The organism is Enterococcus sp. DIV1094 (assembly GCF_017316305.2).
In the GTDB taxonomy this organism is placed as follows: Bacteria; Bacillota; Bacilli; order Lactobacillales; family Enterococcaceae; genus Enterococcus_B; species Enterococcus_B mangumiae.
On record NZ_CP147250.1, the window covers coordinates 1192087 to 1217444 of the forward strand.

Below are 25358 nucleotides of genomic sequence, written 5' to 3' on the forward strand. Positions count from 1 at the left end.
GTAGACAAACCTTATGTAAAAATGAGGTTTGTCTTTTTTATATGTACGATTTTAAGAATAAAAGAGAAATTTCTTTGTTTTTCTAAAGAAAAACACACCTTTCCTGCTCGCCCTTTTTTGATTTTTATTAGTTTTTTCATATTTAGACAGGCAAAAGTAAGCCCAATTTTCATGTGCATTTTTTCTATTCCTATTTGATTCGTATAACGTAATCCATGAAATTCCTTTGCTGTACCAAAAATTCGTTCAATTGTTTCTTTTCTTTTTCTATATAGGTCTTTAAAACTTCTTTGATGACGTATTTCCTCACATCGTTCGATTGCTTTCGCCCAAATATGTCTGGTGATGACTTTTGTATGATTTTTTGAATTTGTACAAGTAGATAGAACAGGACAATTTTTACATTCTTCTGGATTACTTTTGTATTCTAAATATCCTTTTCGATTGGTTGTCGAATAAGAGAGGATCTTATCATTAGGACAGATATAACAATCATAGTATTCATCGTAGGCATAGTCGTTCTTCTTGAAATAGCCCGCTTTCGTCATTGGTCGCTTATAAGGGAAAACAGGGGTCAGATTTTCTTCGAGAAGTAATTGTGCGATTGCTGGCGTTTTATACCCAGCATCCATAATCAATTTATCTAAAGTAAAAGCTCCTTTGAGCTTTTTAAATAAAGAAATAAACGTACGACTATCATGTAAGTTTCCTGGGTGGGTCGTATAACCTAGTATCCAGCCGTTTTTATCACATGCCACTTGTGCGCTATATGCAAAAACTTCTTTATGCTCACCTTTATGAAACCAACCACTTTCGGGATCAGTAGTACTTGTTTTTTTCATGGCCATTTTAGTTCCTGCGTTTGTTTCTTTTAAGGGCTTTTTTAGGCGTTTTTCTCGATCTTTTTCAATTTCTTTTGTCAATTTTTCCGTATAAAAGAAGGCTTGATCCATCACTTCGACGGATTCTTTCTTGTTTCGATTCGCATGTGCTTTAATATGCGTCCCATCAATAAAAATTTCAGAGGTATCAACGATTCCTTCCGTCATACATTGTGCTAAAATCTCATAAAAGATTTGTTCAAACGTAGTGGTTCCTTTGAACCGTCTCGTATAGTTTTTACCAAATGTAGAAAAATGAGGAACTGCATCTTCTAACCCTAACCCCAAAAACCATCGATACGCGTTGTTCACTTCAATTTCTTTGATGGTTTGTCTCATGCTTTTAATACCAAAAAAGTATTGAATCATCGGTAACTTAATCAGAAGAACGGGATCTAAGCTTGGCCGTCCTTGGGTTTCATCATATTTATCTTTTACCAAATCGTAAATAAAAGAAAAATCAATAAACTGATCCATTTGTCGTAATAAATGGTCTTGGGGAACTAAGTCCTCAAGAGCAAAAAAGCCCATCTGTGCACGCTTACTCATATCTTGTTTTGAGAGCATCGGGTTACACCTCCAATTCATAGTTTTATTTTAACGTATAAAAAAAGACAAAGCACTATAAATAAGTACTTTGTCTACAATCTGAAAGCAGACGGCTTGCGTCTGCTTTTTTCTATTTTGCTTATTCTTTTTATTGGATTGCCCGTTAGCGCATCGTTACAAACTCTTCTGCACCCGTTGGATGAATCGCTACTGTATTATCGAAATCTGCTTTTGTTGCGCCCATTTTGATTGCTACTGCAAAGCCTTGTAACATTTCATCAACGCCTACACCGATGGCATGTAGCCCAACGATTTTTTCTTCTTCACCAACACAGATCAATTTCATCTCACATTTTTGACGATAATCGTTTAAAGCAAAGTACATCGGCGTGAATCGTGAACGATAGATTTTTAATTGTCCTTCACCATACGTCGTCAATGCTTGCTCTTCTGTCAGTCCGATCGTTGCAATCGGTGGATGAGTAAAGACAACTGTTGGTATGAGATCATAATCTAAATAAGAATTTTCTTTTCCGTTGAACAGTCGCTCGGATAAACGACGACCTGCGGCAATTGCTACTGGTGTCAAATCGATTTTGCCAATCACATCACCGATTGCATAGATGTGTGCATCGGTTGTATTTTGGAATTTATCCACTTTGATAAATCCTTTTTCATCTAACTCGACATTCGTTTTTTCGATACCTAATGTGTCTGTATTAGGTACACGTCCGCCAGCAAATAACACGCAATCTGCCGTCAACGTTTCGCCATTCTCAAAAGTAACTGTGTAGACATCTTCATTTTTTGTTATTTCACGAGCCGTAAAGTTTGCATAAGTATGGATTCCTGCGTCTTGATACATCTCAATCAAGTTGTCAGATAACATTTTATCAAACGTACGTAACGGACGTTCTTTACGATAAGCCCACATGACTTCACTTCCCAAGCCATTCAACACACCCGAAAGTTCGGCTGCGATATAGCCAGCACCTAATACGATCGTGCGCTTTGGCAATTCCGTCAATGCAAAAAAGCCGTTTGAATCAATGGCATATTCTCCGCCAGGAATCGTCATTTTGCTTGGCTTACCACCGGTTGCGATCAAAATATGATCCGCTTGATAGCTTTCCCCATTTACCTCGACTGTTTGGCTATCCACAAAGCGAGCGTAGCCCTTGATTGCTTCAACATGATTACTATCTAACCCTCTTTGATAAGCCCCATGAAGGAAATCAATGTATTTCTCACGTTTCTCTACTAGTTCTTTAAAGTCAACCTGTTTGACGTCTGCTTGGATACCATAGCTTGAAGCATCACGTTCGATCGTTTCTAAGATCGTGCTTGCTTGCCACATGACTTTTTTAGGAACACATCCGACATTGACGCAAGTTCCACCTAGTTCATTGCCTTCAATCAATAATACTTTCGCTCCATGCATACCGGCACGATTTGCTGAAGCAATTCCTCCAGATCCTCCGCCAATGACAATATAATCATATGTTTTCATCTTGTTCCTCCTTTTAGCAGCTGATGACACATTCTACCTCTGTTTTTTCAATAAACTTTTTATCAGCTCTTACAAAAAATAAGTGTAGCATGTTTCTAGACAATCTGTTGACAAGATGCTCATTTCGCTTCATTGTTTAAAAAATTATTTTCTTTTTCTAATCATATCTCCAGGTTTAACAGGTTGTGCCACCGGCATCGTCAAAATCATCATAGGATTTGGTGCCCGATCGATGGATTCCCCTTCTTCATTGTACATCACGTCGACCATTTGACTAAAATGAGTAAATCCTGGACCATAAAATTCGATTTCATCCCCTACAGAAAAGAGATTTCTCTGACGGATCGTCGCAATTTTCGTTTCCTCATCATACGACAAGACTTCTCCGACAAATTTATAAACAGGGATCTTACGTCGTTCACCAAACAACTGCTCATTTTCACTAGGTGTATTGTAATAAAATCCTGTTGCTAGTTCTCGTTGCGCTACTTTCCATAATTCATCGATCCATTCTTGTTTGCAAACATAGTTTTCAGGATCTTCCATATAACTATCAACGGCTGCTTTATAGACATTGGCGACTGTTGACACATAATGGATCGACTTCATGCGACCTTCGATTTTAAAACTATCGACACCATTTTCGATCAAATCAGGAATATGTTCGATCATTGACATATCCACCGCACTCATCGAAAACTCTTCTTCGACTTCACCTGCATCCGTCAATGTATGTCTTTCTTGACCAAACGGTAAGTCGTATAATTCATATTTCCAACGGCAAGATTGTGAACAGCCACCACGATTGGCATCACGCATCGACATATGATTCGACAAAGTACACCGTCCTGAATAAGAGATACACATTGCGCCGTGAATGAACGCTTCGATCTCTACATCAGTATGACGGCGAATCTCAGCAACTTCTTCCATCGAAACTTCCCGAGCTAAAACGACACGTTCTAAGCCTTCTTCTTTCCAGAATTCCAATGTTTCGTAGTTCGTAGCAGAAGCCTGGGTCGATAGATGGATCGGTAAACCTGGTGCTTCCGTTGCACAGATCTCGATCAATGCTGGGTCAGACACGATCACCGCAGAAATCCCTACATCCCGTAGGTTACGGAAAAATTCTCCTGCCCCTTCATCGTTTCCTTCATGTGTGACCATATTCGCTGCCACATAGACTTTCGCTTGATGTTCCTTTGCGAATGCCACGCCTTCTGCCATTTCTTCATAAGTAAAGTTGCCCGCACGGCTACGCAAACCATAGGCATTACCACCAATATAAACAGCATCTGCCCCATAATGGATCGCTGTCTTTAGTTTTTCAAGTGTGCCTGCCGGAGCTAAAACTTCCGGACGCTTTAGTTTTCTTTTTGTTGTCATTTTCTTTCACCATACTCCTTACTTGATAGATTCAGGATCAATATAAAAGAAACCTGTATCAAGTCCTCGATTCGCTGGATGTAATCCATTGATCTTATTCGTCATTTCTTGTGCCATGTCCTCTGTCCATGTGTCTGCTAGTAACGCTTGTTTTGCTTTGACAAATAATTTAGTGATCGCAACAAATGCTTCACCTGGTGTAAACACGCCATCTAATTTCCACGTACGGAAATGATGCGCATAAAGTTGGGCAAGTTCATTGCTTAAATTAATGTCATTATTGGCAAAAATATGCGTGCCATGTGAATCTTCATAAATTGAATAATGCGTGTCTTCTTTTTTAGGTTCAGCGAGAAAGAGCCCTCTTTCACGATCTTTCTTTTCGTCCTGTTGCGTGTAGTTATAGTAATTCTGTAACAACGGACGCTTCGATTGATGGATGCATGTAGCTCCGTACACAAGCGTTTCGACAGGTATCAGCAATTTGCTTTCCATTTCTTTCATCTCATCAAATGGGACTTCACGTGCCAACACAGCAGAAATCGCCCCTTTTTTTGCCCAAAAATTGATTTGTCTTGCACTAGTGACTAATGTTTCTGCATCAAAAACATAAGGAAGACTCAATTCTGGATTTTTTCGCATAGTATAGATGATCCCAGTATCACCAACTGTGATCATATCCGCATTGATCTCTTTTAAAAACAGCAGATACTCTGGAATTTTTTTCATTTTTTCAGGGTGAATGATCCCATTGACAGCTATATTTACTTTTTTACCGTAACGATGTGCAAGCTCGACTAATTCGCGTTGCTCTTCTCTTGTAAAAGAAGCTGGTAAGCGCAGGCCAAAGCGTTCTTCCCCAAAATACAGGGTGTCAGTGCCTGCCTCAAGCAATGCTTCTGCTTGTTTCATTGACTCTATAGTAGTTATGATTTCGATCATCATTTCCTCCTCCTACAACTCCATAATAGTAGCACAGCTCTGAAAACTTTCCAATACTTCTTACATTTATTATTGATTGTAACGCGATTGTAAAATAAGCACATCAACCTAAGCAAAACATGCTGTTTAACAGCCTAGTTAAACAACGGACAGAAGGATCTGATAGCGGAAATAAACCAGAAAGCCCAAAAATCAGACGATTTCTGGGCTTTCTGGTTTATTGAGGTGGCACAATTTCACAACCTATAATTTTATCATCATACTTTAGCAGTCACTTTTTTAGGTTCACGTACATTTACCGTGATTTTACCTTTCGAAGCGCCGACAGTGATTTGATCTCCTAAATGGATCTCACCGCCAAGTAATGCTTCGCTCAAGCGATCTTCTACTTCTTTTTGCAATGCCCGTCTTAGAGGACGTGCGCCATACTCTGGATCAAAACCGACTTTGCCGATCACATCAACTGCCGCTGGTGTGATTTTCACTTGGATATCTTGTTCTTTCAATCGCTTGACGATCGATTGGCTCATGATTTGAACAATCGCATGGACCTCGTCTTTTGTTAATGAATGGAACACAACTGTTTCATCGATACGGTTCAAGAATTCAGGACGAAAAGCTTTCTTCAACTCTTCAAGTATCCGTTTTTGCATCGCTTGATGATCCTTTGTAATATCTTGTACATTGAAGCCAACATTTTTTTCTTCTCGAATTTGTGTTGCTCCAATATTAGAAGTCATAATCATGATCGTATTTCTAAAGTCGACTTTTCTTCCTTTAGCATCGGTTAAATGACCATCATCTAATACTTGTAACAATAGATTGAAGACATCTGGATGAGCTTTTTCCACTTCGTCTAGCAAGATAACTGAGTAAGGTTTTTGACGGATTTTTTCTGTCAATTGTCCGCCTTCATCATATCCCACATAACCTGGCGGTGAACCAATCAAGCGGCTCGTACTATATTTTTCCATGAACTCGGACATATCAACACGAATCAAGGCATCCTCTTCACCAAACATCACTTCCGACAATGCTTTCGCAAGCTCTGTTTTCCCTACCCCTGTTGGGCCTAAAAACATGAAGGAACCAATTGGACGATTTGGATCTTTTAAGCCACTACGCGCCCGACGAATGGCACGAGACACAGCTTTAACTGCTTCATCTTGTCCAACGACACGTTCGTGAAGTAAGGCTTCTAGCTCCAACAATCGTTGACTTTCTTTCTTCTCTAACTGTTGCAATGGCACACCTGTCCATTCAGAAACAACAGTAGCCACATCTTCTTCAGTGACACGATCTGCAAAGCCATTTTTATGTTTTGCTTCGATCGCTAATCGTTTTTCTAATTTCTTCATTAAGCTTTTTTCTTGTCTACGTAGATGCGCAGCAGTTTCAAAATCTTGCTTTTGAATGGCACGCTCTTTGTCTTTGTTCAATTGTTCGATCTCTTGCTTCAAGATCGCCGTTTCTGACAAATCATCTGCTTGCTCCAATCGAACTTTTGCTGCCGATTCATCGATCAAGTCGATTGCTTTATCCGGTAATTGTCTAGAAGTGATATAACGAACAGACAGATTGACCGCTGCTCGCACGGCTTCATCTGTGATCTCCACATGATGATGTTCTTCATAGCGTGAACGTAGGCCACGTAAGATTTCTTCTGCTTCATCCGCTGTCGGTTCATCTACTTGGATACGTGCAAAACGTCGCTCTAATGCAGAATCTTTTTCAATATATTTTTGGTATTCATCTAATGTGGTTGCACCGATCGTCTGTAACTCACCACGCGCTAATGCCGGCTTCAAAATATTCGAGGCATCGATCGCACCTTCTGCCCCACCTGCGCCGATCAACGTGTGTAGCTCATCAATAAAGAGGATCACTTGACCGTCATGATAAATTTCATCAATTACTTTTTTCATTCGATCTTCAAATTCACCACGATACTTCGTTCCAGCGACCAATGCACCCATGTCTAACATCATCAAACGTTTTGTTCGCATTTCTTCAGGGACTTCACCTAAAATAATTTTTTGAGCTAAACCTTCCGCAATCGCTGTTTTACCAACACCAGGTTCCCCCACCAATACGGGATTGTTTTTTGTTCGACGACTAAGGATTTGGATCAAGCGTTTGACTTCTCTTGAACGTCCTACGACTGGATCTAGTCTGTTTTCTTTTGCTAACTTTGTTAAATCTCTAGCTAAAGAATCCAATGTCGGGGTTCCTTGTGTCATTGCACGTTTTTCTTGGGGATTACGACGGCGAATACCACCACTGTTCGAGTCTGTACCCATCGTACGCTTCAATGACTGACGAACTTTACTCAAACTGATGCCAAGGTTGATCATGATACGTGTAGCCATGATACTTTCATCTTTTAATAGACTAAGTAAAATATGTTCAGTGCCTACCTTTTGTGCGCCCATTTTATTCACTTCGCTATTTGCCAAAGCAAAAATTTGTTTCATCCGAGGGGAATAAGGTAGTAATGCACCTTTTGCATAAGTTTTCACTGTCCCATAACCGACTAAATGTTCGATTTCTTCGTAAATATCTTTTTCATTTAATTTCATTTCTCGTAATACTTTTCCAGCAATCCCATCAGGTTCGATCACTAAAGCCAACAATATATGTTCTGAACTTACCGCTTGATGTTTGAAGCGTTTTGCTTCTTCTTGGGCAATTTCTAAGACACGTTGCGCTCTTTCTGTAAATATCTCTGCCATTTAATCTTCACTTCCCGTCTTCATAGCTTAATCGTTCTAAAAATGCTCGTAGAATGCGAGCACGCGTATAATCTTCTGTCTCATTGATGTTCAACGTATTTTTAGCAATGGCGCTCAACATCAAGTTTCCTTCTTTTTTGGTAATGATTTGGTCTTCATATAATTTCTGAATAATGGCATAGGCGTTTTTTTCATTGATGGTTTCACCAAACAACAAATTGATTCGTTCAAGCATTTGTTTCTTATCCGACATTCTCACTTTAGCAATCCGGATATACCCACCGCCACCACGTTTACTCTCTACAAGATAGCCTCGTTGGATCGTAAAGCGTGTATTGATCACGTAATTGATTTGCGAAGGAACGCAGTTAAAAAGGTCTGCCAATTCAATCCTTCGAAGCTCGATCATCTCATTTTTTTCTAGGATCTTTTTTATATATGATTCAATTAGATCCGAAGTATTTTGTTGTGCCATCCCACTCATTCCTTTGACTAATATTGACCTTAATTATAGCGAATTTACAGATAGAAAGAAAGGAGAACGCTTGTTAGGTGTTTGATTCGAAGATAACGATAAGAGACGATTTTTTTTATGTAAATAAAAAAAACTAGGAATTCAATGAAGTCCCAGTTTTTCCAACGCGCCCAAGAGGAGTCGAACCCCTAACCTTTTGATCCGTAGTCAAACACTCTATCCAATTGAGCTATGGGCGCATATTCAGTTAACAATGATAATCATACGATAAATTTTAGAATAAAGCAAGCTGTTATAAGACTTTATAATAATTATTTTCAAGTTTTTATTTATCCGCTTCATTTCATATCTTTAGTTTTCGTACGAGCAATTCCTATTAGCTTATCACCAATATCACAATATTAGATGAAGAATTTCGAATAAAACTACAAAATCTTCTCAGCTATGAAGAAGGGATTCGTCATTTCTTGATCTACCTTACTCTAATGGAAAAATAGAAGCAAAGAACACACCAACATCAAGCACTCAAACGAGTGTCTTATGGCTTTAAATCATTTGAGAACATGCGCATCCGAATCTTTTTGACGAATCAAGTCATTCACGTAAAATAACGAAGAAAATCCGGAGAAGAAGTGTTCACTTCCTCTTCCGGATTTCACTTGATTGAACTCATCAGTCCTTATTGACAAAGAGCCAAAAAAAGACCGAAACAGAAAGTAACCCTTCTGTTTCGGACATCTCATTACTAATTAAAATCGGGAAGACAGGATTCGAACCTGCGACCCCTTGGTCCCAAACCAAGTGCTCTACCAAGCTGAGCTACTTCCCGTAAAAAATAAAAAGACTACGCGCCCAAGAGGAGTCGAACCCCTAACCTTTTGATCCGTAGTCAAACACTCTATCCAATTGAGCTATGGGCGCATATTTGTAATGCCGAGGACCGGAATCGAACCGGTACGGTGATCACTCACCGCAGGATTTTAAGTCCTGTGCGTCTGCCAGTTCCGCCACCCCGGCGCGTAGTACGTAGTACTTTGGCAAAGCGGAAAACGGGGTTCGAACCCGCGACCCCCACCTTGGCAAGGTGGTGCTCTACCACTGAGCTATTTCCGCGTATTTACGATGCCGGCTAAAGGACTTGAACCCTCGACCCTCTGATTACAAATCAGATGCTCTACCAACTGAGCTAAGCCGGCGTAAAAAAATAGAATAAATCATATGATGCGGGTGAAGGGACTTGAACCCCCACGCCGTAAGGCGCTAGATCCTAAATCTAGTGCGTCTGCCAATTCCGCCACACCCGCAAAAATATGAGCCGTACAGGGCTCGAACCTGTGACCCTCTGATTAAAAGTCAGATGCTCTACCAACTGAGCTAACGGCTCATATGGAGGTTAACGGGATCGAACCGCTGACCCTCTGCTTGTAAGGCAGATGCTCTCCCAGCTGAGCTAAACCTCCAAAGATAACAAAGCGTGGCGGCGTCCTACTCTCACAAGGGGCAACCCCTCACTACAATCGGCGCTAAGAAGCTTAACTTCTGTGTTCGGCATGGTTACAGGTGTATCCTTCTCGCCATCGCCACCACACTTGGTGTTATCTATTTCTGAGTAAATCTTGTTCACTCAAAACTGGATTTGAAGTATCAGTAAGAAACTCTCCGAGTTTTTCATTTTATTTTGGTTAAGTCCTCGATCGATTAGTATCAGTCCGCTCCATACATCACTGTACTTCCACTTCTGACCTATCTACCTGATCATCTCTCAGGGATCTTACTTTCTTAAAGAAATGGGAAATCTCATCTTGAGGTGGGCTTCACACTTAGATGCTTTCAGCGTTTATCCCTTCCCTACATAGCTACCCAGCAATGCCCTTGGCAGAACAACTGGTACACCAGCGGTAAGTCCATCCCGGTCCTCTCGTACTAAGGACAGCTCCTCTCAAATTTCCAACGCCCGCGACGGATAGGGACCGAACTGTCTCACGACGTTCTGAACCCAGCTCGCGTGCCGCTTTAATGGGCGAACAGCCCAACCCTTGGGACCGACTACAGCCCCAGGATGCGACGAGCCGACATCGAGGTGCCAAACCTCCCCGTCGATGTGGACTCTTGGGGGAGATAAGCCTGTTATCCCCAGGGTAGCTTTTATCCGTTGAGCGATGGCCCTTCCATGCGGAACCACCGGATCACTAAGCCCGACTTTCGTCCCTGCTCGACTTGTAGGTCTCGCAGTCAAGCTCCCTTCTGCCTTTACACTCTTCGAATGATTTCCAACCATTCTGAGGGAACCTTTGGGCGCCTCCGTTACTCTTTAGGAGGCGACCGCCCCAGTCAAACTGCCCATCTGACACTGTCTCCCACCACGATCAGTGGTGCGGGTTAGAGTGGCCATAACGCAGGGGTAGTATCCCACCAGCGCCTCCATCGAAACTAGCGTTCCGATTTCTACGGCTCCTACCTATCCTGTACATGCGGTACAGACACTCAATATCAAACTACAGTAAAGCTCCATGGGGTCTTTCCGTCCTGTCGCGGGTAACCTGCATCTTCACAGGTACTAAAATTTCACCGAGTCTCTCGTTGAGACAGTGCCCAAATCGTTACGCCTTTCGTGCGGGTCGGAACTTACCCGACAAGGAATTTCGCTACCTTAGGACCGTTATAGTTACGGCCGCCGTTTACTGGGGCTTCAATTCGTACCTTCGCTTACGCTAAGCACTCCTCTTAACCTTCCAGCACCGGGCAGGCGTCAGCCCCTATACTTCATCTTACGATTTTGCAGAGACCTGTGTTTTTGATAAACAGTCGCTTGGGCCTATTCACTGCGGCTGATCTGACGATCAGCACCCCTTCTCCCGAAGTTACGGGGTCATTTTGCCGAGTTCCTTAACGAGAGTTCTCTCGCTCACCTTAGGATTCTCTCCTCGACTACCTGTGTCGGTTTGCGGTACGGGTCGTTGTTTTCTCACTAGAAGCTTTTCTCGGCAGTGTGACGTCAGGAACTTCGGTACTATTATTTCCCTCCCCATCACAGCTTGTCCTTAAAGTTAGAAGCATTTGACTCCTATCAAGACTTACTGCTTGGACAGACATTTCCGATCGTCTGCATTCCTTAGCCTCCTGCGTCCCTCCATTGCTCAAACAAAAACAACGAGTACAGGAATATCAACCTGTTGTCCATCGCCTACGCCTGTCGGCCTCGGCTTAGGTCCCGACTAACCCTGGGCGGACGAGCCTTCCCCAGGAAACCTTAGTCATTCGGTGGACAGGATTCTCACCTGTCTTTCGCTACTCATACCGGCATTCTCACTTCTAAGCGCTCCAGCAGTCCTCACGATCTACCTTCAACGCCCTTAGAACGCTCTCCTACCAATGCACCTAATGGTGCACTCCACAGCTTCGGTAATATGTTTAGCCCCGGTACATTTTCGGCGCAGGGTCACTCGACTAGTGAGCTATTACGCACTCTTTAAATGGTGGCTGCTTCTAAGCCAACATCCTAGTTGTCTGTGCAACCCCACATCCTTTTCCACTTAACATATATTTTGGGACCTTAGCTGGTGGTCTGGGCTGTTTCCCTTTCGACTATGGATCTTATCACTCACAGTCTGACTCCCGGATATGAATGAATGGCATTCGGAGTTTATCTGAATTCGGTAACCCGAGATGGGCCCCTAGTCCAAACAGTGCTCTACCTCCATCATTCTCAAATCCGAGGCTAGCCCTAAAGCTATTTCGGAGAGAACCAGCTATCTCCAAGTTCGTTTGGAATTTCTCCGCTACCCACACCTCATCCCCGCACTTTTCAACGTACGTGGGTTCGGTCCTCCAGTGCGTTTTACCGCACCTTCAACCTGGACATGGGTAGATCACATGGTTTCGGGTCTACGACTACATACTCAAACGCCCTATTCAGACTCGCTTTCGCTGCGGCTCCGTCTCTTCAACTTAACCTCGCATGCAATCGTAACTCGCCGGTTCATTCTACAAAAGGCACGCCATCACCCATTAACGGGCTTTGACTTGTTGTAGGCACACGGTTTCAGGTTCTATTTCACTCCCCTTCCGGGGTGCTTTTCACCTTTCCCTCACGGTACTGGTTCACTATCGGTCACTAGGGAGTATTTAGCCTTGGGAGATGGTCCTCCCGGATTCCGACGGAATTCCTCGTGTTCCGCCGTACTCAGGATCCTCCTAGGTGCCTTCCAAATTTCGTCTACGGGGCTTTCACCCTCTTTGACTGACTTTTCCAAGTCATTCGACTATCTGAAAGAACTACCAGATCGGAGTCCTACAACCCCAATGAGCAAGCTCATTGGTTTGGGCTTTTCCCGTTTCGCTCGCCGCTACTCAGGGAATCGAATTTTCTTTCTCTTCCTGCAGGTACTTAGATGTTTCAGTTCTCTGCGTCTACCTCGTATACGCTATGTATTCACGTATACGTAACATCCTATAAAAGATGCTGGGTTCCCCCATTCGGAAATCTCTGGATCATAGCTTACGTACAGCTCCCCAAAGCATATCGGTGTTAGTCCCGTCCTTCATCGGCTCCTAGTGCCAAGGCATCCACCGTGCGCCCTTATTCACTTAACCTTATCAACCTTACGGTTGGGTTTTGATCTTTCTTCTAGCGATAGAAGTCCGATCAAGAAAAATAAGCAATTGAACTTATTAAAAAACTCATTCAACGCGGTGTTCTCGGTTTGTATTACTTACATTTTTACTTCAATATCCAGTTTTCAATGAACAAGTATATAACAACAAATGTTGTTAATGGAGCCTAGCGGGATCGAACCGCTGACCTCCTGCGTGCAAAGCAGGCGCTCTCCCAGCTGAGCTAAGGCCCCGGGTTAAATTTTGAGTAGACCTCTCAAAACTGAACAAAGTATAAACAAACGTGTGTAGTCTCCGTAATATTCCTTAGAAAGGAGGTGATCCAGCCGCACCTTCCGATACGGCTACCTTGTTACGACTTCACCCCAATCATCTATCCCACCTTAGGCGGCTGGCTCCAAAAGGTTACCTCACCGACTTCGGGTGTTACAAACTCTCGTGGTGTGACGGGCGGTGTGTACAAGGCCCGGGAACGTATTCACCGCGGCGTGCTGATCCGCGATTACTAGCGATTCCGGCTTCATGTAGGCGAGTTGCAGCCTACAATCCGAACTGAGAGAAGCTTTAAGAGATTAGCTTAGCCTCGCGACTTCGCGACTCGTTGTACTTCCCATTGTAGCACGTGTGTAGCCCAGGTCATAAGGGGCATGATGATTTGACGTCATCCCCACCTTCCTCCGGTTTGTCACCGGCAGTCTTGCTAGAGTGCCCAACTAAATGATGGCAACTAACAATAAGGGTTGCGCTCGTTGCGGGACTTAACCCAACATCTCACGACACGAGCTGACGACAACCATGCACCACCTGTCACTTTGCCCCCGAAGGGGAAGCTCTATCTCTAGAGTGGTCAAAGGATGTCAAGACCTGGTAAGGTTCTTCGCGTTGCTTCGAATTAAACCACATGCTCCACCGCTTGTGCGGGCCCCCGTCAATTCCTTTGAGTTTCAACCTTGCGGTCGTACTCCCCAGGCGGAGTGCTTAATGCGTTAGCTGCAGCACTGAAGGGCGGAAACCCTCCAACACTTAGCACTCATCGTTTACGGCGTGGACTACCAGGGTATCTAATCCTGTTTGCTCCCCACGCTTTCGAGCCTCAGCGTCAGTTACAGACCAGAGAGCCGCCTTCGCCACTGGTGTTCCTCCATATATCTACGCATTTCACCGCTACACATGGAATTCCACTCTCCTCTTCTGCACTCAAGTCTCCCAGTTTCCAATGACCCTCCCCGGTTGAGCCGGGGGCTTTCACATCAGACTTAAGAAACCGCCTGCGCTCGCTTTACGCCCAATAAATCCGGACAACGCTTGCCACCTACGTATTACCGCGGCTGCTGGCACGTAGTTAGCCGTGGCTTTCTGGTTAGATACCGTCAAGGGGTGAACAGTTACTCTCACCCTTGTTCTTCTCTAACAACAGAGTTTTACGATCCGAAAACCTTCTTCACTCACGCGGCGTTGCTCGGTCAGACTTTCGTCCATTGCCGAAGATTCCCTACTGCTGCCTCCCGTAGGAGTTTGGGCCGTGTCTCAGTCCCAATGTGGCCGATCACCCTCTCAGGTCGGCTATGCATCGTGGCCTTGGTGAGCCGTTACCTCACCAACTAGCTAATGCACCGCGGGTCCATCCATCAGCGGCACCGTAAAGCGCCTTTCAAACCGAAACCATGCGGTTTCGATTGTTATACGGTATTAGCACCTGTTTCCAAGTGTTATCCCCTTCTGATGGGCAGGTTACCCACGTGTTACTCACCCGTTCGCCACTCCTCTTTTTCCGGTGGAGCAAGCTCCGGTGGAAAAAGAAGCGTTCGACTTGCATGTATTAGGCACGCCGCCAGCGTTCGTCCTGAGCCAGGATCAAACTCTCATAATAAAAGTTAGAACAATCTTTCGATTGTTAAGCTCAATTTGTTTGCTAGCATATTGCTTGCTTGTTAAAAATGTTTGTTGTCTTGAATTGAATCAAGACGCCCTACACATTTGGTTTGTCTTACTTTGTTCAGTTTTCAAAGGTCTACGTGATAAATGAAACACAACTGCTTCGTTCATCGTTTGTGATTGCCGTAGCAACTTTTATATCTTAGCAAACCATTAATTGATTGTCAACTATTTTTTAAAAGTTTTTCGAACTCGTTTTTCACGAGGTCGTTTTAGCAACTCACTTATAATAACTTGTTGTTTGTTATTTGTCAATCACTTTTTTTGTTTTTTTCTTTGCGAAACTAACTTCAATCAGTGAATCACTCAAAATCAACTTCGTTATCTTATCATGTGTCAACAAACATGTCAATCACTAATTTTAAGAATCGATTTGTTTGTTTCCGTTCTTTCGAACAAATAATAATATACCAACATCAATTTTGAAAGTCAACTAAAAAAAGGCTGATTTATCAACATTTTTAAGATAGTCGATCGTTAAAAAGAAGAACTACAAAATCATTCGTTTTTTACGAGTTATTCTACTATTTTAACTAGATAAACCACAAGAATGTTCATCTTTTAACTTAACGAATAAATACGCGCTTTTCCCCCCACGATTGCGTAAGCGTTCTTATCCTTCGTTCTTTTTTAATTTATCATTTTTCATTGCATTTTTTTGCCGCTTTTCGTTCCATTCCCCTCTATACATTTCACGCCGCTTCACTCTCCTCTTCTAAAATTTTCCTTAACAAAGCGCTGCTTTTATCTATTTATCATTTTTTTTGCTAAAATATTAAGAGTAAACACATTAATCGATGGAGGATTTATAGATGAAAATATTAATCGCAGATGATGACAAGGAAATTGTTGAACTACTTAGTATCTACGTACACAATGAAGGCTACGAAGCAGTAAAAGCCTATGATGGAAAAGAAGCGTTATCGAAAGTAAGAACGATTCCTGATATTGAACTACTTATCTTAGATATCATGATGCCTGAGATGGACGGTATGCAAGTGGTCAAAGAGTTAAGAAAAGAATCACAGATCCCTATCATCATGTTGACGGCAAAAACAACAGATATGGATAAAATCAAGGGCTTGGTAGCTGGCGCAGATGATTATGTGACAAAACCATTTAATCCTCTTGAAGTCATGGCTCGTGTGAAGTCTTTGTTACGTCGCACAAAAATGCAAGTCACACCGGATCAACCGGATGTATTGGAAGTAAATGCGTTGATCATCAATAAAGACTCACATGAAGTCAAAACGATCGATGGAAAAGAGATCCAATTAACTGCCTTAGAATTTGGGATTCTTTACTTACTTGCCAGCCATCCTAATCATGTATTCAGTGCCGACGAGATCTTTGAGCGTGTATGGAAACAAGAAAGTATTGTTTCAGCTAAAACAGTAATGGTCCATGTTAGCCATTTAAGAGATAAGATCGAAGAAGCAACTGGTGGAGAAAAAGTCATTCAAACCGTTTGGGGAGTGGGCTATAAAATTGATGCAAGATAAAAAAGTGATCGAAAAACGACGCCGGATCAATCTGACATCTAAAGAAATAAGTGAATTATTAGCAGAAGGAATCATTACGATCATCCTTCTGCTTCTATTAAATGTTGCCATGTTAGTGATTATCAGCTCGATCATCAGCAGCTCGCCTTCTTTAACGAACGCCATTTGGGATTCAAAAAATATTTTTGCCCAACGTTTAGATAGCGATTTGTTTTGGAACGGGCGAAATTTCATTTTTCCTATTTTCTTTCTATTAGATGTCGGTGTATTGTACTGGCGTCTGATTCGTCGTTACCGACAAATGCAGTTGCGTCATATCATTAGTGAATTGCATTATATCGCGAATGGAAATTATGACCATCGTATCCCTTTTGAATTAAGTGGCGATCTCAGTCGTGTAGTCAAAAGTATCAATGGCTTAGTGGATAGTACAGTGGCAGCGATCGAAGATGAACGTAAAATCGAAAAATCAAAGGATGAACTGATTACGAACGTCAGTCATGATATCCGTACACCTTTGACTTCGATCATTGGCTATTTAGGCCTGATTGAAGATGGCCAGTACCAAACAGAAGAAGATCTGTTGAAGTACACGCATACAGCTTATATCAAAGCCAAGCAAATGAAATCTTTAGTAGAAGATTTATTTGAATATACAAAAGTCCGGCAACCAGCTGTACCTGTTAATTTTTCTGCATTTGATCTGATTCAATTAACGGAACAATTGGCTGCTGATTTTGAACTTGAAGCTTCGAAAAAGGACATCCAGATTTTTGTTGAATCGCCTATCAATTCTCTGATCATGGATGGTGATACTGAAAAGTTAGTCCGCGTATTCAATAATCTACTGACCAATGCACTAAAATATGGCAAAGGCGCTACAAAAATCATCATTGGCATTGAAAAACTTGGTTCAGAAGTCGTTGTTGTCGTCAAAAACAATGGCGCCATGATTCCACAGCAAGCACTTGATAATCTCTTCGATCGATTTTATCGTGTAGAAGAATCTCGTTCACAGGAAACTGGTGGAACAGGGCTTGGTCTAGCGATTGCACAAAGTATCGTTGCGCTACACGGAGGCTACATCTATGCGAAGTCAGATCAAGATTGGACTTCCTTTATCATGCATTTTCCACTTAAAAAGAATGAAAAGTTAGCGGCTAATCCAGTAGAACATATTGACGGCAACTAAATTTTTCGCTATTCTTAGAATACCAATAAAAGAAAACAGTGAACCCAGTACATTTTATTTTTTTCAAGAGAGCTGATGGTCGGTGCAAATCAGTAAAGAATAATTTAGAAGTTCCAGTTCACCAACATGTGCCTTTCGAAATAAGAAAGGTCGGCAACAGCCGTTATCTGTTTACAAGTGCAGTCTTTTTTAGGCTGAACTTGGGTGGTACCGCGAAACTCAAACCAGTTCGTCCCAAGATATTTCTTTGGATGAGCTGGTTTTTTTTATATAAAAAAGGAGGAAAAGAAATGTTAGATATTAAAATGATCCGTCAAAATGTTGATTATGTACAAGAGAAATTGACGTCACGTGGCGTTAATAAAGAAATCTTAGCTGAATTTGTAGCGCTAGATGAAGCTCGTCGAAAATTGTTGGTGGAAAGTGAAGAATTGAAAAAATACCGCAACGATGTATCTACTGAAATCGCTCAATTAAAGCGTAATAAAGAAGATGACACTGATAAGATCACTGAAATGAAAGAAGTCGGTGGAAAAATCAAAGCATTAGATGAAGAAGTAGCAGAAGTCGATGAAAAATTACAACAAATCGCTACAACGTTACCTAACTTGCCTCATGATTCTGTGCCAGTCGGTAAAGATGAAGACGACAATGTGGAAGCTCGTCGTTGGAGTGAACCTCGTCAATTTGCTTTTGAACCAAAGCCTCACTGGGAAATTGCTGAAAATCTAGGTATTCTTGACTTTGAACGTGGTGCAAAAGTATCAGGCAGTCGCTTTGTTTATTATAAAGGACTAGGTGCTCGCTTAGAACGCGCGCTTTATAATTTTATGTTAGATCAACACGTCTATGAACATGGCTATACTGAAATGATGACACCTTATGCTGTAAACAGCCAAGCCATGTTTGGTACTGGTCAATTTCCTAAATTTAAAGAAGATGTTTTCCAATTAGCTGAAACTGACCTAACATTGATCCCAACAGCAGAAGTGCCTTTAACGAACTACTACAGTAATGAAATCTTAGCGAATGAAGATCTTCCTATTTACTTTACTGCACTTAGCCCAGCTTTCCGTTCTGAAGCAGGTAGTGCGGGTCGTGATACCCGTGGATTGATTCGTCTTCATCAATTCAATAAAGTAGAAATGGTAAAATTTGCTGATGCGGAACATTCATATGAAGAACTTGAAAAAATGACTGCTGATGCAGAGGATATTTTGAAAAAACTACATCTACCATACCGCGTCATGACATTATCAACTGGAGATATGGGCTTCTCAGCAGCGAAAACGTACGATTTGGAAGTATGGATTCCTGCGCAAGATACGTATCGTGAAATCAGTTCTTGCTCAAACTGTGAAGATTTCCAAGCACGTCGAGCAATGATCCGTTACCGAGATGCAGATGGAAAAATCCATTATGCGCATACATTGAATGGTTCTGGACTTGCTGTTGGACGTACCGTTGCGGCAATCCTTGAAAACTATCAAAACGAAGATGGTTCTGTTACAGTTCCAGAAGTACTTGTTCCTTACATGGGGAATCTAAAAGTAATCAAATAAACAATAAAGCAGCTAAGTGATTCGTTTATACGAATGCTTAGCTGCTTTTTTCGATTCAAGAAATTGCTTATGATTCTACAGAGTAGTTTGGTGCTTCTTTAGTGATTTGTACATCATGTGGATGAGATTCTTTCAGACCACTGCCACTCATTTGAATGAACTGTGCGTCATCTCTTAATTGTTTTAAGGTTGCTGAACCAACATACCCCATCCCTGATTTTAAGCCGCCGATCATTTGGAAGAGAATGTCCGCTACACTTCCTTTGTAAGCTACGCGACCTTCAATACCTTCTGGAACTAACTTGTTCGCTTCATTCGTACCACCTTGGAAGTAACGGTCTTTTGAACCTTTTTCCATTGCGCCTAATGAACCCATTCCACGATATGTTTTGAAACGACGACCTTGATAGATCTCAAATTCACCTGGTGATTCATCTGTCCCTGCCAACATACTACCTAACATGACCGCATGTCCACCAGCTGCTAAAGCTTTGACGATATCACCAGAATACTTGATCCCGCCATCTGCAATAATGGTTTTTCCATATTGACGTGCAACTGAAGCGGCATCGTAAATCGCTGTTAATTGAGGAACACCTACACCCGCAACGACACGTGTCGTACAAATCGAACCAGGTCCGATACCTACTTTCACAACGTCCACGCCGACATCGTATAACGCTTTTGTTGCTTCTGCTGTTGCCACATTACCGGCAATCAATGTTGCATCTTTGAAGGTTGTACGGATCTCTTGGATTTTACGGATCACGCCCGCACTATGTCCATGAGCTGTATCGATGACGATTGCATCGGCACCAGCATCAAGTAAAGCTTGCGCACGCTCAAATGTGTCACTCGTCACACCAACTGCTGCAGCTACCAATAAACGGCCATGTTCATCTTTCGCTGCATTTGGAAACTCGATTACTTTTTCGATATCTTTGATCGTGATCAAACCACTTAATCGGCCTGCGTCATCAACGATCGGTAATTTTTCAATTTTATGTTGTTGCAAGATTTTTTCTGCATCTTTTAGAGAAGTACCTACTGGGGCTGTTACTAAGTTTTCTTTTGTCATGACTTCACTGATTTCGATATGGAAGTCTGTAACAAAACGCATATCACGGTTTGTAATAATTCCTACTAATTTGCGGTTTTCCAATGTTTCAACGATTGGCACACCACTGATACGGTATCTGCTCATCAACTCTTCTGCATCTGCAACTAAATGTTGTGGCGTCAAGAAGAATGGGTCAATGATCACGCCACTTTCAGAACGTTTCACTTTACGTACTTCGTCTGCTTGTTCGCTGATTGTCATATTTTTATGGATTACACCTAGACCGCCTTGTCTTGCCATAGCGATCGCCATTTTACTGTCAGTAACGGTATCCATACTTGCACTGATGATAGGAATATTCAATTTGATATTTTTTGCTAATTGTACACTCATATCCACTTCGTTTGGTAACACGTGACTTTCTGCTGGTATCAATAAGACATCATCAAAAGTAAATCCTTTTTTCGTGAACTTTGTTTCCCAGTTGGACATTTTTAGTACCACTCCTCTTGTTTAGTTTATCTACTAAAATAATCGATTTTCTTTTGTAAGTCAACAACTTCTACTAATCCCATGACTTTTCTAAGGAACTACTCAGTGAATCCTAAAAAAAGAGAACGTTCCAGTATTATCTGAACATTCTCTCGTTTTGCTGTTGATTCCTATTTCGTTCGTTTTTGGACTGTTTAGACTCAAGAAAAAGTTTGTTTCAAACGTTTGCTTCAATCGATTCTTTGATTTTTTCAATCTCATTCAAATAATAGAGTTTATATGGAATACTTAACCCCTTTTTCTTTGTCTCTTCATCAAGATACTTTTCATCGACATCTGTGTACACAATTAAATCAGCAGACGGTGCCTCAGAGTTTCTTGTATTATAGCTAATAAATTCTAATTCGATTTCTGGTCCCAATAAAGACGTTAGTTCTTGTTGGAAAGCTCTTACATGCCCAAGAACAAACTGTCCAGTTTTGATTCCTGCATAACCAAAAGGAAACACTCCGTCAGCATTGATTGAAAATATCCACTTTACTTTTTTCATCTACGCTCCCCCTTTATCGTTTGACTACATTCTATAACACAAGTAATATTTCTAATCGATTATAACACTAGTAATTTGTATTTCGTTATTCTCGTAAAAAAAGAGTGTTTTGATCGCATAATCGTCATTGTAAGGTTGCTAGAAATAAAAGTAAAAAAAGAATGTGCCAGCATTACGCTGCACATTCTTTTCTATATCTATTTTCGTAAACGAATCAATGGCTAAGTCCAACGAATTATCTTCTTGGAACAGAGAGGCTGCCAACGATGCCATATTTTTTCTTTAAGTAGTAACGTAACGCAAGAGCTGCTGCACCAATGATGATGATCACTACTGGATCTAACAATGGATTAACGATTGGTGGCAATAGCGTCGTTGCTGAAAAGGCAATGACCCAAATCAACGTTGTTCCACCTAAGATCAACAAAGTTTTACCCATTCCAGGTTTTTTACTACGATCAGCACCTGGGTACTCATATTGATAAATATACTTATACATCAAGTAAAACACCCAGCCACCAATAGCCGAACCTAGGACAAGCGTAGTGATGCCGTAAGCGGGCGTTGTTTCACGTGAAAACAATCCAGTGATTGCGATCATCACACTTAATAATCCAAGTAAGAGTAACGTATTATCTAACCACATCAACATTGGCGTCGAAGAAGTTTTCACTTCGACTGGTTTATTGATGATTGCTTCTGTTCTTTCAGATACCGTTCCAAATAATTGGCGGGCGGTTTTCCCACCTTTTTGCTCAGATACTAAAACGGGTAACATATCATGCAAAGCCGTTACTTTTTCTTCTTCTGATAAATTCGCTGCTTCTAGCGACTTCTTTAAGTCAAAAATATATTGTTGATTACGTTTTGTTAGTTGCTCTTCTAACTGCGCATTTTCTTTTACGACTTCTCGTAACTGTTCTGCTTCCATTATTTACAGTCCTCCTTAGACGCTGACGGTTGTCACAAAAGACATTTTAACATATCACATACACCGTATGATAGCCTTTTTATACATTAAAACGGAATAACATAACATCGCCATCTTGAACGACATAATCTTTCCCTTCCAATCGTACACGTCCAGCTTCTTTCGCTGCGTGCATCGTACCGTATTGGTCTAAATCTTCAAAAGAGACTGTTTCTGCACGGATAAAGCCACGTTCAAAATCGGTATGGATGATTCCAGCAGCTTGTGGTGCTTTGATTCCTTTTTTGAATGTCCACGCACGGACTTCTTGTTCACCTGCTGTAAAATAGGTCGCTAATCCTAATAGATCATATGCAGCGCGAATCAATTGATCCAAACCTGATTCTTCAATTCCTAATGCTTCAAGGAACTCTGCTTTATCTTCGTCGTCCAACTCTGCAATTTCTTCTTCTGCTCTGGCGCTAACGACAATCACTTCTGCATTTTCTTCCGCTGCAAAATCACGAACTGCTTGAACATATTTGTTTGCATCTGCATCTGCTACTTCATCTTCTGCCACGTTAGCCACATATAAAATAGGCTTTGTCGTTAATAAGAATAAAGATTTAACGATTTTTTGTTCTTCTTCCGTAAATTCGATGGAACGTGCAGAACGTCCGTCTTCTAAAACTGGTTTGATTTTATCTAACACAGCTAATTCAGCAACTGCTTCTTTATCTTTTGTTTTGGCAATTTTTGCCACACGTGTGTAACGCTTTGTTACGGATTCTAGATCAGCTAAAACAAGTTCTAGATTGATCGTATCGATATCGGCTAAGGGATCAACACGTCCTTCTACGTGAGTGATATTGTCATCGTCAAAACAACGTACCACATGACAAATCGCATCTACTTGACGAATATGACTTAAAAATTGATTTCCTAGTCCTTCACCTTTACTTGCACCCTTTACGATTCCTGCAATATCGGTAAACTCAAAAGTTGTTGGTACAGTCTTCTTTGGTTTTACTAACTCTGTTAGACGTTGTAAACGCCAATCAGGTACTTCGACCATCCCGATATTTGGATCGATCGTTGCAAAAGGATAGTTGGCAGCTTCTGCCCCCGCCTTTGTAATTGCATTGAATAAAGTTGATTTTCCTACGTTGGGTAAGCCCACAATTCCAGCAGTTAATGCCATAAATTCATTCACTCTTTCTCTACATTTTTTTCAAGTACTTTTTTCATCTTTTTCTCAAATTCTCGACGGGTCATCATCACGATATGACCACAATTCATACATTTGATCTTAATATCAGCGCCCATTCGGATGATCTCCCAACGGTTCGTTTGACAAGCATGAGGTTTTTTCATTTCTACGATATCATGTAAGTCGTACATAACATGCCCTCCTCTGTTTATTCTTCATCAAATTGAATATTTAGAATATCAAGAATCCTAGTCAAATCATTTTGTGAAAGGTATTCAATTTCAATCTTACCTTTACCATTCTTTTCTTGGATCGCAACACTTGTTCCAAATTTATCCATCAAGCGATCTTCACTCTCACGGATATAGTACGGTTTTTCCTTAGCTAAACGTGGGATTTTTTTCTTTTCTTGTCCGTCATTTTGATTCAGTTCTGAAACAAGTTGTTCTAATTGACGAACCGTTAGATTCTCTGTCACAACACGATTTGCTAACTTTAATATCAGCTGTTTATTTTTCAATCCAAGTAATGTCCGAGCTTGCCCCATAGACAATCGTTGATCTTGGACCATTTCTTTCACTAAATCAGGCAACGTCAATAATCGTAAATAGTTTGCGATGTAAGGACGGCTTTTTCCTAAGCGACTTGCGACTTCAGCTTGAGTCAATTTCAAGTTCTTCATCAACATCTCGTAAGCTTCTGCTTCTTCTAAAGGATTCAAGTCCTCGCGTTGTAAGTTTTCTAACACAGCAACTTGCATCATTGCCTCTTCGTCGAAATCTCTTACGATTGCGGGAATCGTTTCTTTTCCAGCTAACTTAGACGCACGGAAGCGTCGTTCACCTGCGATGATCTCATAACCTTTCACCGAAGAACGACGAACGATGATTGGTTGGAAGACACCAGAGTACTCGATCGAATTTGCTAATTCTTGCAATGATACTTCTTCAAATGTTTTACGTGGTTGATATGGATTAGGACGCAATTCATTTAGTGGCAACTGAATGACGGTCTCATCTTTCACGTTCACTGTCTCTAGATTTTCTAAATCTTGAAACAGCGCATCGATTCCCCGACCTAGTCCTTTACTTTTCTTCACGATCGACCACTTCCTTTGCTAATGCTTGATACACTTCAGCCCCTCTGGAACGCGGATCATAATCAATGATTGGTTTTCCGTGACTTGGTGCTTCTGACAAACGGATATTCCGAGGAATCACTGTGTCATACACTTTTTCACGGAAATATTTCCGTACTTCTTCTACCACTTCATTGCCTAGATTTGTACGGGCATCGTACATCGTTAATAGTACCCCTTCGATTTCTAACTCAGGGTTGAAATGCTTTTGTACTAAGCGAACGGTATTCAGTAGTTGACTTAATCCTTCTAACGCATAGTATTCACACTGTACAGGAATCAAAATCGAATCACTGGCAGTAAATGAGTTGATCGTAAGGTGTCCTAAAGAAGGTGGGCAATCGATTAAAATATAATCGTATTGCTCGTTGACTTCAGCCAATGAACTTTTTAGACGTGATTCTCTTGCCATCATTGAAGTCAATTCAATCTCTGCTCCTGCTAATTGAAGAGTGGCAGGCACAATACTCAAGTTTTCATGTTCAGTAGCAATTGTCGCTTCGGCAATTGGCAACTCATTGACTAATACATCATAGATATCTTGTGTCACATCAGGTTTACGAATGCCTACTCCGCTTGTTGCATTTCCTTGTGCATCCATATCCACTAACAACACTTGTTTGCCTAAACTGGCTAAACAAGCGCCTAGATTTACAGTTGTCGTTGTCTTACCAACGCCGCCTTTTTGATTTGCAACGGATATAATTTGTGCCATCTC

Annotated in this window: 16 protein-coding genes, 10 tRNA genes, 3 rRNA genes, 1 pseudogene and 1 other annotated feature; of the genes and pseudogenes, 4 read left to right on the forward strand and 26 right to left on the reverse strand. The window is 41.5% G+C overall.

Going from position 1 to position 25358, the window contains the following annotated elements; all coding sequences use genetic code 11:
- Positions 1–11: 11 nt before the first annotated feature.
- From DOK79_RS05755 to DOK79_RS05785, 7 genes are all read right to left on the reverse strand, one after another.
- Positions 12–1448 carry an IS1182 family transposase gene (locus DOK79_RS05755; RefSeq protein ID WP_206853763.1) on the reverse strand — a complete coding sequence of 479 codons (1437 nt, stop codon included), beginning with the start codon at positions 1446–1448 and terminating at the stop codon, positions 12–14.
- Between the two features lie 145 nt (positions 1449–1593).
- Positions 1594–2940, reverse strand: coding sequence for a glutathione-disulfide reductase (gene gor, locus DOK79_RS05760; RefSeq protein WP_206859625.1), 1347 nt, complete (start codon positions 2938–2940; stop codon positions 1594–1596).
- A gap of 144 nt (positions 2941–3084) precedes the next feature.
- Complete coding sequence (locus DOK79_RS05765; RefSeq protein ID WP_206859626.1) at positions 3085–4326, reverse strand: peptidase U32 family protein; 1242 nt, start codon at positions 4324–4326, stop codon at positions 3085–3087.
- An 18-nt stretch (positions 4327–4344) separates the two neighbouring features.
- Positions 4345–5268 (reverse strand): peptidase U32 family protein, encoded by a 924-nt coding sequence (locus tag DOK79_RS05770; RefSeq protein WP_206859629.1) that lies wholly within the window; start codon positions 5266–5268, stop codon positions 4345–4347.
- 257 nt (positions 5269–5525) lie between these two features.
- The gene (locus DOK79_RS05775; protein ID WP_206859631.1) at positions 5526–8000 is read right to left on the reverse strand and encodes an ATP-dependent Clp protease ATP-binding subunit; all 2475 of its coding nucleotides are present in this window, start codon (positions 7998–8000) and stop codon (positions 5526–5528) included.
- Positions 8001–8007: 7 nt separating this feature from the next.
- Positions 8008–8475, reverse strand: a complete 468-nt coding sequence (locus DOK79_RS05780; RefSeq protein ID WP_206859633.1) for a CtsR family transcriptional regulator — start codon at positions 8473–8475, stop codon at positions 8008–8010.
- 165 nt (positions 8476–8640) lie between these two features.
- Positions 8641–8714 (reverse strand) — tRNA-Arg (locus DOK79_RS05785).
- A 162-nt stretch (positions 8715–8876) separates the two neighbouring features.
- On the opposite strand from DOK79_RS05785, the pseudogene DOK79_RS05790 reads away from it, so the two are divergent.
- Positions 8877–9086: pseudogene (locus tag DOK79_RS05790) on the forward strand (transposase); the annotation flags it as partial.
- A 144-nt stretch (positions 9087–9230) separates the two neighbouring features.
- Here DOK79_RS05790 and DOK79_RS05795 read toward each other — a convergent pair.
- The 12 genes from DOK79_RS05795 to DOK79_RS05850 all read right to left on the reverse strand — a co-directional run bounded on the left by DOK79_RS05795 (position 9231) and on the right by DOK79_RS05850 (position 14959).
- Positions 9231–9304: transfer RNA gene (locus DOK79_RS05795), tRNA-Pro, on the reverse strand.
- A gap of 18 nt (positions 9305–9322) precedes the next feature.
- Positions 9323–9396: transfer RNA gene (locus DOK79_RS05800), tRNA-Arg, on the reverse strand.
- 10 nt (positions 9397–9406) lie between these two features.
- Positions 9407–9492, reverse strand: a tRNA-Leu gene (locus DOK79_RS05805).
- A gap of 24 nt (positions 9493–9516) precedes the next feature.
- Positions 9517–9588: transfer RNA gene (locus tag DOK79_RS05810), tRNA-Gly, on the reverse strand.
- Between the two features lie 10 nt (positions 9589–9598).
- Positions 9599–9671 (reverse strand) — tRNA-Thr (locus tag DOK79_RS05815).
- A 26-nt stretch (positions 9672–9697) separates the two neighbouring features.
- A tRNA-Leu gene (locus DOK79_RS05820) sits at positions 9698–9779 on the reverse strand.
- Positions 9780–9786: 7 nt separating this feature from the next.
- Positions 9787–9859, reverse strand: a tRNA-Lys gene (locus tag DOK79_RS05825).
- A 3-nt stretch (positions 9860–9862) separates the two neighbouring features.
- A tRNA-Val gene (locus DOK79_RS05830) sits at positions 9863–9935 on the reverse strand.
- A 12-nt stretch (positions 9936–9947) separates the two neighbouring features.
- Positions 9948–10063 (reverse strand): 5S ribosomal RNA (gene rrf, locus DOK79_RS05835).
- Positions 10064–10153: 90 nt separating this feature from the next.
- Positions 10154–13068 (reverse strand): 23S ribosomal RNA (locus tag DOK79_RS05840).
- A 181-nt stretch (positions 13069–13249) separates the two neighbouring features.
- A tRNA-Ala gene (locus DOK79_RS05845) sits at positions 13250–13322 on the reverse strand.
- 77 nt (positions 13323–13399) lie between these two features.
- Positions 13400–14959, reverse strand: a 16S ribosomal RNA gene (locus tag DOK79_RS05850).
- Together the 16S, 23S and 5S rRNA genes with 9 tRNA genes alongside form the textbook arrangement of a ribosomal RNA operon.
- Before the next feature lie 877 nt (positions 14960–15836).
- Here DOK79_RS05850 and DOK79_RS05855 point away from each other — a divergent pair.
- The 3 genes from DOK79_RS05855 to serS all read left to right on the forward strand — a co-directional run bounded on the left by DOK79_RS05855 (position 15837) and on the right by serS (position 19280).
- The gene (locus DOK79_RS05855) at positions 15837–16526 is read left to right on the forward strand and encodes a response regulator transcription factor (protein ID WP_010734587.1); all 690 of its coding nucleotides are present in this window, start codon (positions 15837–15839) and stop codon (positions 16524–16526) included.
- A complete protein-coding gene (locus DOK79_RS05860; protein WP_206856712.1) occupies positions 16513–17718 on the forward strand; it encodes a sensor histidine kinase in 1206 nt (401 codons plus the stop codon). Before DOK79_RS05855 ends, DOK79_RS05860 begins: the two co-directional genes overlap by 14 nt.
- A gap of 25 nt (positions 17719–17743) precedes the next feature.
- Positions 17744–17958, forward strand: a binding site (T-box leader).
- Between the two features lie 50 nt (positions 17959–18008).
- On the forward strand, positions 18009–19280 hold the full coding sequence (gene serS / locus DOK79_RS05865) for a serine--tRNA ligase (protein ID WP_206856701.1): 1272 nt from the start codon (positions 18009–18011) through the stop codon (positions 19278–19280).
- A gap of 67 nt (positions 19281–19347) precedes the next feature.
- Here serS and guaB read toward each other — a convergent pair whose 3' ends face one another.
- The 7 genes from guaB to DOK79_RS05900 all read right to left on the reverse strand — a co-directional run bounded on the left by guaB (position 19348) and on the right by DOK79_RS05900 (position 25355).
- Positions 19348–20832: an IMP dehydrogenase gene (guaB, locus tag DOK79_RS05870; protein WP_206856700.1), complete on the reverse strand. Its 1485-nt coding sequence runs from the start codon at positions 20830–20832 to the stop codon at positions 19348–19350.
- Between the two features lie 217 nt (positions 20833–21049).
- The gene (locus tag DOK79_RS05875) at positions 21050–21382 is read right to left on the reverse strand and encodes a hypothetical protein (protein WP_206856696.1); all 333 of its coding nucleotides are present in this window, start codon (positions 21380–21382) and stop codon (positions 21050–21052) included.
- 235 nt (positions 21383–21617) lie between these two features.
- The gene (locus DOK79_RS05880; protein WP_206856695.1) at positions 21618–22313 is read right to left on the reverse strand and encodes a DUF1129 domain-containing protein; all 696 of its coding nucleotides are present in this window, start codon (positions 22311–22313) and stop codon (positions 21618–21620) included.
- A 79-nt stretch (positions 22314–22392) separates the two neighbouring features.
- Positions 22393–23493: a redox-regulated ATPase YchF gene (gene ychF, locus DOK79_RS05885; RefSeq protein WP_206856694.1), complete on the reverse strand. Its 1101-nt coding sequence runs from the start codon at positions 23491–23493 to the stop codon at positions 22393–22395.
- A gap of 8 nt (positions 23494–23501) precedes the next feature.
- A complete protein-coding gene (locus tag DOK79_RS05890; protein ID WP_010734580.1) occupies positions 23502–23693 on the reverse strand; it encodes a DUF951 domain-containing protein in 192 nt (63 codons plus the stop codon).
- Positions 23694–23710: 17 nt separating this feature from the next.
- Positions 23711–24601 carry a ParB/RepB/Spo0J family partition protein gene (locus DOK79_RS05895; protein WP_181055239.1) on the reverse strand — a complete coding sequence of 297 codons (891 nt, stop codon included), beginning with the start codon at positions 24599–24601 and terminating at the stop codon, positions 23711–23713.
- Positions 24588–25355 carry a ParA family protein gene (locus DOK79_RS05900; RefSeq protein ID WP_206856693.1) on the reverse strand — a complete coding sequence of 256 codons (768 nt, stop codon included), beginning with the start codon at positions 25353–25355 and terminating at the stop codon, positions 24588–24590. Before DOK79_RS05900 ends, DOK79_RS05895 begins: the two co-directional genes overlap by 14 nt.
- Positions 25356–25358 lie beyond the last annotated feature (3 nt).